Below are 6,546 nucleotides of genomic sequence, written 5' to 3' on the forward strand. Positions count from 1 at the left end.
GTGTAGGTCTCTATCGCTTCGTAGTCGGTGCGGACCGAGGGGAGGATCATCGCGCGGAGTTCGGGGTCGTCGAGGAAGGCGGGGTCTGCGCCGCCCAGTCGTCTCAGTTCGGCCACGACCCCCTCGTCGGTGCGCCGGTGGACCGATTCCGCGCGGTGGCAGGAGGGGGCGCGGCGGCCCGAGGCGATCAGGGCCCGGGGCGCGGTGCCCGCCGATTCGAGGCGGGCCGTCACCTCGTAGCCGAGGAGGGCGCCCATGCTGTGCCCGAAGACGACCAGGGGGCGGTCCGTCCAGGGGGCCAGGGCGTCGGCCACCAGGTCGGCCAGGTCCTCGAGGCGGGTGATGCCCGGCTCGGCACGGCGGTCCTGGCGGCCGGGGTACTGGATCGCCAGTACGTCGGCGAGGGGGGACAGGGCGCGGGCGAAGGGGAGGTAGAGCGCGGCCGAACCGCCCGCGTGCGGCAGGCAGACCAGTCGTACGGGGGCGTCGGGGGCCGGCTGGAAGCGCCGTATCCACGGGTCGGTGGCCGTATGCACGGCCGGCGTGGGGCGGCCGTGCACGGGTGTGGCGGTGTTCATCGGGCCTCGGCCTCGGTCAGGGCGAGCAGGGCCCGGGCCGCGAGCCGGTAGCCGGTGGAGCCGAGGCCTGCGATCAGGCCGTCGGCGATCGGGGCGATCACCGAGGCGTGCCGGAAGGACTCCCGCGCCCAGATGTTGGAGATGTGCACCTCTATCCAGGGACGCGGGTAACTGGCGAGTGCGTCCCGCAGGCTCCAGCCCGCGATCATAAGCGCCCCGGGATTGACGATGGCTCCGACCGTGTCATAGCCGTCCTGAATGGCGCGGATGAGTTCCGCCTCCGATTCATGCTGGATGTTTCTCACCTTCCAGCCGCGGTCGGCGATCTCGTCCGCCACCGCTTCGGCTATGTCGTTCAGGGTTTCCGTGCCGTAGATCTCGGGCTCACGACGCCCGAGAATGCCGAGGTTCGGCCCGTTCAGGAGTAGCAGCTCGCTCATGTCGCCTCCAGGTGACTGCCTGCTGAAAAAGGCTAGAGCAATGCCGTGCGAAGAGGAATTGCGATTCCGTGGCGCGACCCTTGACAAGGGGGATATAGGGGCCCCTTAGGGGGATGACCTGCCCGCTTTCGCGCCGGTAGATTCGGGACACAATTTCTGTCTGCGGAGGAGCGGAAGAGAAATGACTCAGAATTCCCGGCCGAAGCCTGAATTCCCGGCGTGGCCCCAGTTCGGGGACGAGGAGCGCACCGGTCTCATTCGCGCTCTCGACCAGGGCCAGTGGTGGCGGATGGGCGGCAGCGAGGTCGACACTTTCGAGGAGGAGTTCGGCGCCTACCACGGCACCGAGCACGCCCTGGCGGTCACCAACGGCACGCATGCCCTCGAACTCGCCCTGCAGGTCCTGGGCGTGGGCCCCGGCACCGAGGTGATCGTGCCGGCGTTCACTTTCATCTCCTCGTCGCAGGCGGCCCAGCGGCTCGGTGCTGTCGCCGTGCCGGTGGACATCGACCCGGACACCTACAACATCGACCCGGTGGCCGCCGCGAACGCGATCACCGAGCGCACCGCGGCGATCATGCCGGTCCACATGGCCGGCCAGATGTGCGACATGGACGCGCTGGGCAAGCTGTCCGCGGACAGCGGGGTGGCGCTGATCCAGGACGCCGCGCATGCGCACGGCGCGGAGTGGATGGGCCGCAAGGTCGGCGAGCTGGGCGCGGTCGCCGCGTTCAGCTTCCAGAACGGCAAGCTGATGACGGCCGGCGAGGGCGGTCTGGTCACTTTCGTGGACGCCGAGCAGCGCGAGCAGGCGTTCCTGCGGCACAGCTGCGGCCGGCCGAGCACGGACCGGTACTACTACCACAAGACCTCGGGCTCCAATTTCCGGCTGAACGAGTTCTCCGCGAGCGTGCTGCGCGCCCAACTGGCCCGGCTCGGCGATCAGATCGACACGCGGGAGCGCAACTGGCCGGTGCTGTCGCAGCTGTTGGCCCAGATCGACGGCGTGCAGCCGCAGAGCGTCGACGAGCGGGTCACCCGCAACCCGCACTACATGGCGATGTTCCGTATTCCCGGTATGACTGCCGAGCGCCGTAACCAGCTGGTCGACGCGCTGATCGAGCGCGGGCTGCCGGCGTTCGCCGCGTTCCGGGCGATCTACCGCTCGGACGGCTTCTGGGAGACCGGCGCGCCCGAGGAGAGTGTCGAGGCGGTCGCCGCCCGCTGCCCGAACACCGAGGCGGTGTACGCCGACGCCATCTGGCTGCACCACCGCACGCTGCTCGCCGGGGAGCGGGAGATGCACCAGATCGCCGACATCCTCTCCGACACCCTGGCGGCGCTGTGACCACGCGCCTGCGCGTGGCCGTCGTGGGGCTGGGCTGGGCGGGGCGGGAGATCTGGCTGTCCCGGCTGCTCGCGCATCCGGCGTACGAGGTGGTGGCGGTGGCCGACCCGTCACCGGCGGCCCGCCAGGCCGCCGCGGCCGCCTGGCCGGGCATCCGCGTGCTGGCCGACGTCGCGGAGGTGACCACCGACCTGGCGGATCTCGCCGTGGTCGCCGTACCGAATCATCTGCACACCCCGGTGGCCACCGGTCTGCTGCGCCGGGGAGTGCCGGTCTTCCTGGAGAAGCCCGTCTGTCTCTCCTCCGCCGAGGCGGTCCGGCTGGCCGCGGCCGAGCGCGAGGCGGGCGCCGTGCTGCTGGCGGGCAGCGCTGCCCGCTACCGCGCGGACGTCGCCGCTCTGGGCGCCGCTGTGGCGTGCAAGGCCGGCGAGATCCGGCACATCGACGTGTCCTGGGTGCGGGCCAAGGGGGTGCCGGACGCGGGCGGCTGGTTCACCCGCGGTGACCTGTCCGGCGGCGGTGCTCTGGTCGATCTGGGCTGGCATCTGCTGGACACGGTCGCCCCGCTGCTGGGCGCCGTCGACTACGACCAGGTCCTCGGCTCCGTCTCGGGTGACTTCCTGGGCGCCGCCGCGCACGGCACCTCCTGGCGGCACGGGGAGGGTCAGGCCCCGGCCGGCGGCGGGGACGTGGAGGACACCGCGCGGGGTTTCCTTCTCACCTCCACCGGGGTGTCGGTGTCCCTGCGGGCCAGCTGGGCCTCGCACGAGGCGCTGGACACCACCGTGATCCGTGTCGAGGGCAGCGCGGCAGCGGTCTCGCTGCGGTGCACGTTCGGTTTCAGCCCCAACCGTGCGGGCGGCTCCGAACTGCTGCTGGTGAGCAATGGTGAGAGCGTGCCGGTCCCGTTCGAGGAGGAGCCGGTCGGTGCGGAGTACGACCGGCAGCTCGGGGCGCTGCCCCGGCTGCTCGCCGACCCCGGCTACCAGGGCCGGGCCGTCGCCGAGGCGCGCCGGACCATCGGTGTCATCGAGCGGCTCTACGCCTCGGCGCGCCGGGAGCGGCCCGCGCCGGCGGTGCCCGCCGCCGTGTGAACCCGGCCGGCATCAAGCCCTTTGTACGGCCGGTCGTGCCCCGCAGCACTCCCCCGGCCCCGCCGTGCACCGACATACCGACGTCAGGGAGATCCCCATGCACTCTGGTATCGCCTTCGCCCCCGAGACGAGCGGTGCCGCCGGCACGACCGGCGCTCCGTTCAGCCACCCCAAGAGCGTGGTCGTCTTCGATCTCGACGGTGTGATCGTGGACAGTTTTCCGGTCATGCGGGAGGCGTTCACGATCGCCTATGCCGAGGTCATCGGCGACGGAAAGGCTCCCTTCGAGGAGTACGAGCGCCATCTGGGCCGATATTTTCCCGACATCATGAAACTCATGGGGCTGCCGCTGGAGATGGAGGAGCCCTTCGTCCGGGAGAGCTACCGGCTCGCCGGGCGGGTTCCGCTGTTCGCCGGCGTCACCCCGGTGCTGGAGGAGCTGCGCAGGCGCGGCTTTGGTACCGCCATCGCCACCGGCAAGGCCGGTGCCCGGGCCCGGCACCTGCTGGAGACCCTCGGTGTGCTGCACCACTTCGACCATGTCCTCGGCTCCGACGAGGTGGCCCGGGCCAAGCCTGCGCCCGACATCGTGCTGCGTGCGCTGGAACTGCTCGGTGCCCGTCCCGAGGAGGCCATGATGGTCGGCGATGCCGTCACCGACATCGCGGCGGCCCGCGCGGCCGGTGTCGACACGGTGGCCGCGCTGTGGGGTGAGTGCGACGCGGCCGAACTCCTCGCCGCCGCCCCGCACGCGGCCCTGCACCGGCCCGACCAGCTGCTGGCCCTGTGCCCGGCCGTGGCCGAAGTCGCCTGATCCGGGCGCCTGTTCACCAGCGGCCGCCTCCGCGGGCCGGCCGGTGCCTGCACCGGCGGGGCCGCCTCGCGTTCGAGGGCGCCCTCCTGCCGGGGGGCGCCCTCGGCGTCGTCGCTGCCTGGGCGGTGGCCGGGCCCGTCAGATCTCCGTGACCAGGATGGACTCCACGGCGTTGTCGTAGTCCGCGGGCTTGACCAGGACACGGATCTGCTGGCGGCCCTGCGCCACCGTGATCAGGCGCTTGCCGATCAGGGTCAGCTGGCCGGTGGCGAAGGCGCGGCCGCGGATCAGCGTCACCGCGGAGTTGAGCTCGCGCGCGTATTCGCGCAGGGTCGCATCGCCGCGCCAGTCCGACAGCTCGCGCACGACGTCGGGGAGGCGGTAGACGACCTCCCAGGCACCCTCCAGCGGACGCCGGTTGAGGGTCCAGTGCCCGTCCTGGGCGTCCAGCCTGTAGGTGCAGCCGTACTGCTCCTGCTCGTGGCCCGAGGCCAGGCGCAGCGGCTCCAGGAAGGAGGGGCCGGCGAAGCCGACGTCGACGAGCCAGCGCTCCTCGCCGAACGAGACGACGTGGAGCATGTGCTCCATCTCGGGCCCGAACTCGCCGTTGGCCATCCGGACCCCGGCGGCCATGACGGCCACGTCGAAGCCCAGCCGGGTGAGCAGGTTGCGGAAGAGCCCGCTGAGTTCGTGGCAGACGCCGCCACGGCCGCCGGTGATCACCGCGTCGAAGGTCTCGTCGACGTCGATGTCGACGTACTCCCAGATGTCCAGCCCGCGGCCGGCGTTGAGCGAGTTGTCGAACGGCACCTTCATCAGGTGCAGCTTGTGGAGCGTGCGCAGCAGCTGCGGGGTCGGCTCCAGAGGACCGGAGTACCCCAGCTTCTTCAGATAGGAATCTGTGTCGAACACCTGGAAAACCTCCGTGCAGGAAACGGGAATCGGGGGGAAGAGGGGATCGGGGGCGGCTCGGGAAGGCGGGGCGCGGCTTCAGCCGGCCTTGGAGGCGTTCGGCCACAGGAACGACGGCAGGTCCTGGCGGCGCTGTATGTTCAGCTTCCGGTAGACCCGGGTGAGGTGCTGTTCCACCGTGCTCGGCGTGACGTACAGGCGGGCCGCGATCTCGCGGTTGGTGTAGCCCATGACGGCGAGCGAGGCGACCCGCACCTCGGAGCCGGTGAGTTCGCGCACCGACCCCTCGTGCGAGGGCAGGAGCGGCTGGCGCTCGGTACCGGCGTCGGTGGAGCCCGCGAGCAGTTCCTGTGTCAGCGGCTGCGCCCCGCAGGCCTTGGCGACGTGCAGGCTCTGGCGGAACAGCATCCGAGCCCGGCGCTGCTCGCCGACCTCGCCGTACAGCCGACTCATGTCGCCCAGGACCCGCGCCTGTTCGAAGCGGTCCCCGGCCGACTCCAGCAGTTCCAGTGCCTCGTTGAGCAGTTGCAGCCCGCGCCCGGGTGCGCAGGTGGCCGCGTACAGCCGCAGTGCGAGACCGCGGGCCCTGCCGCCGCCGGCGCCGGAGCGGGAGAGCTGTTCGTGCACGAGCTGTTTGGCCCGGTCGGTGTTGCCGAGCTGGATGCAGGCCTCGGCGGCACCGGCCCGCCAGGGCAGTGGTCCCAGGTCCTGCACGCCCCACTGGCGTTGCAGCTCCCCGCAGGACAGGAAGTCCCGCAGGGCGGCCCGGTGGTGGTGGGTGGCCAGGTGGTGGATGCCGCGGGCCTGGAGGAAGGGCAGCCCGTACCAGCTCTCGTACATCGCCGCCGGCACGGCCTGGGAGAGATGGCGCAGCGCGTCGTCGTAGCGGCCCATCCGGGTCGTGGCGACGACCAGGCTGGACAGCGGCAGCCCGATGGCCACCCCCCACGACTTGGCCGGCAGCAGGTCCAGCGCGAGGTGCCCCTGCTCGACGGCCGCGGCGAGGTCGCCCTGGTACACCGCGATCGTGGCGCGGACCGCCTGGAAGACGGCCTGCCAGGTGGGCGTGGCGCGTTCGGCGGCATCCAGGGTGAGGCGTTCGCACCACTCGGCCGCGCTGTCGGCGCGGTCGCCGTGGACCAGGGTGAGCAGGGCAAGCAGGGCCGCTTCCTCGGACCAGTAGGCCGAGCGGCTCAGCCGCAGGTCCCACAGCACCTGCTCGGCGCGCTCCACCACGACCTGGCGGTCGCGGGCCAGCTCGCCGGCGAGGGCTGCGGCCCGCTCCAGCCAGGGTTCGCTGCGCAGCGCCACGACGGTGGCGCCGCCCGGGCGGCGCGGTGCGGGCAGGGGGGTGCGGGCC

General features: G+C 71.8%; 7 protein-coding genes. 3 read left to right on the forward strand and 4 right to left on the reverse strand.

Annotated features, from left to right (window positions below; all coding sequences use genetic code 11):
• Positions 1-578, reverse strand: a 578-nt coding sequence (locus tag FNH09_RS43290; RefSeq protein ID WP_152895359.1) for a thioesterase II family protein, incomplete at its 3' end; no start/stop codon positions are given.
• Complete coding sequence (locus FNH09_RS43295) at positions 575-1,018, reverse strand: type II 3-dehydroquinate dehydratase (protein ID WP_152895360.1); 444 nt, start codon at positions 1,016-1,018, stop codon at positions 575-577. The genes FNH09_RS43295 and FNH09_RS43290, both read right to left, overlap by 4 nt.
• Before the next feature lie 181 nt (positions 1,019-1,199).
• Here FNH09_RS43295 and FNH09_RS43300 point away from each other — a divergent pair, with 181 nt between their 5' ends.
• The 3 genes from FNH09_RS43300 (at position 1,200) to FNH09_RS43310 (ending at position 4,274) form a co-directional block, all read left to right on the forward strand.
• Entirely contained in the window at positions 1,200-2,366 is a 1,167-nt protein-coding gene (locus tag FNH09_RS43300; protein ID WP_152895361.1) for a DegT/DnrJ/EryC1/StrS family aminotransferase, read from the forward strand.
• Entirely contained in the window at positions 2,363-3,460 is a 1,098-nt protein-coding gene (locus tag FNH09_RS43305) for a Gfo/Idh/MocA family protein (protein ID WP_338017857.1), read from the forward strand. Before FNH09_RS43300 ends, FNH09_RS43305 begins: the two co-directional genes overlap by 4 nt.
• A 97-nt stretch (positions 3,461-3,557) precedes the next feature.
• Positions 3,558-4,274 (forward strand): HAD-IA family hydrolase, encoded by a 717-nt coding sequence (locus FNH09_RS43310; RefSeq protein WP_152895362.1) that lies wholly within the window; start codon positions 3,558-3,560, stop codon positions 4,272-4,274.
• Between the two features lie 138 nt (positions 4,275-4,412).
• On the opposite strand, the gene FNH09_RS43315 is transcribed toward FNH09_RS43310, so the two are convergent.
• Positions 4,413-5,186 carry an arylamine N-acetyltransferase gene (locus FNH09_RS43315; protein ID WP_162469974.1) on the reverse strand — a complete coding sequence of 258 codons (774 nt, stop codon included), beginning with the start codon at positions 5,184-5,186 and terminating at the stop codon, positions 4,413-4,415.
• 78 nt (positions 5,187-5,264) lie between these two features.
• On the reverse strand, positions 5,265-6,546 hold a 1,282-nt coding region (locus tag FNH09_RS49670), incomplete at its 5' end, for a helix-turn-helix domain-containing protein (RefSeq protein ID WP_162469975.1).

The organism is Streptomyces adustus, from assembly GCF_009377175.1.
GTDB lineage: Bacteria > Actinomycetota > Actinomycetes > Streptomycetales > Streptomycetaceae > Streptomyces > Streptomyces adustus.

Coding starts and splice junctions, on each gene's coding strand:
- FNH09_RS43300 (WP_152895361.1), top strand. CDS start 1,200: ATGACTCAGAATTCCCGGCCGAAGCCTGAATTCCCGGCGTGGCCCCAG.
- FNH09_RS43295 (WP_152895360.1), bottom strand. CDS start 1,018: ATGAGCGAGCTGCTACTCCTGAACGGGCCGAACCTCGGCATTCTCGGG.
- FNH09_RS43310 (WP_152895362.1), top strand. CDS start 3,558: ATGCACTCTGGTATCGCCTTCGCCCCCGAGACGAGCGGTGCCGCCGGC.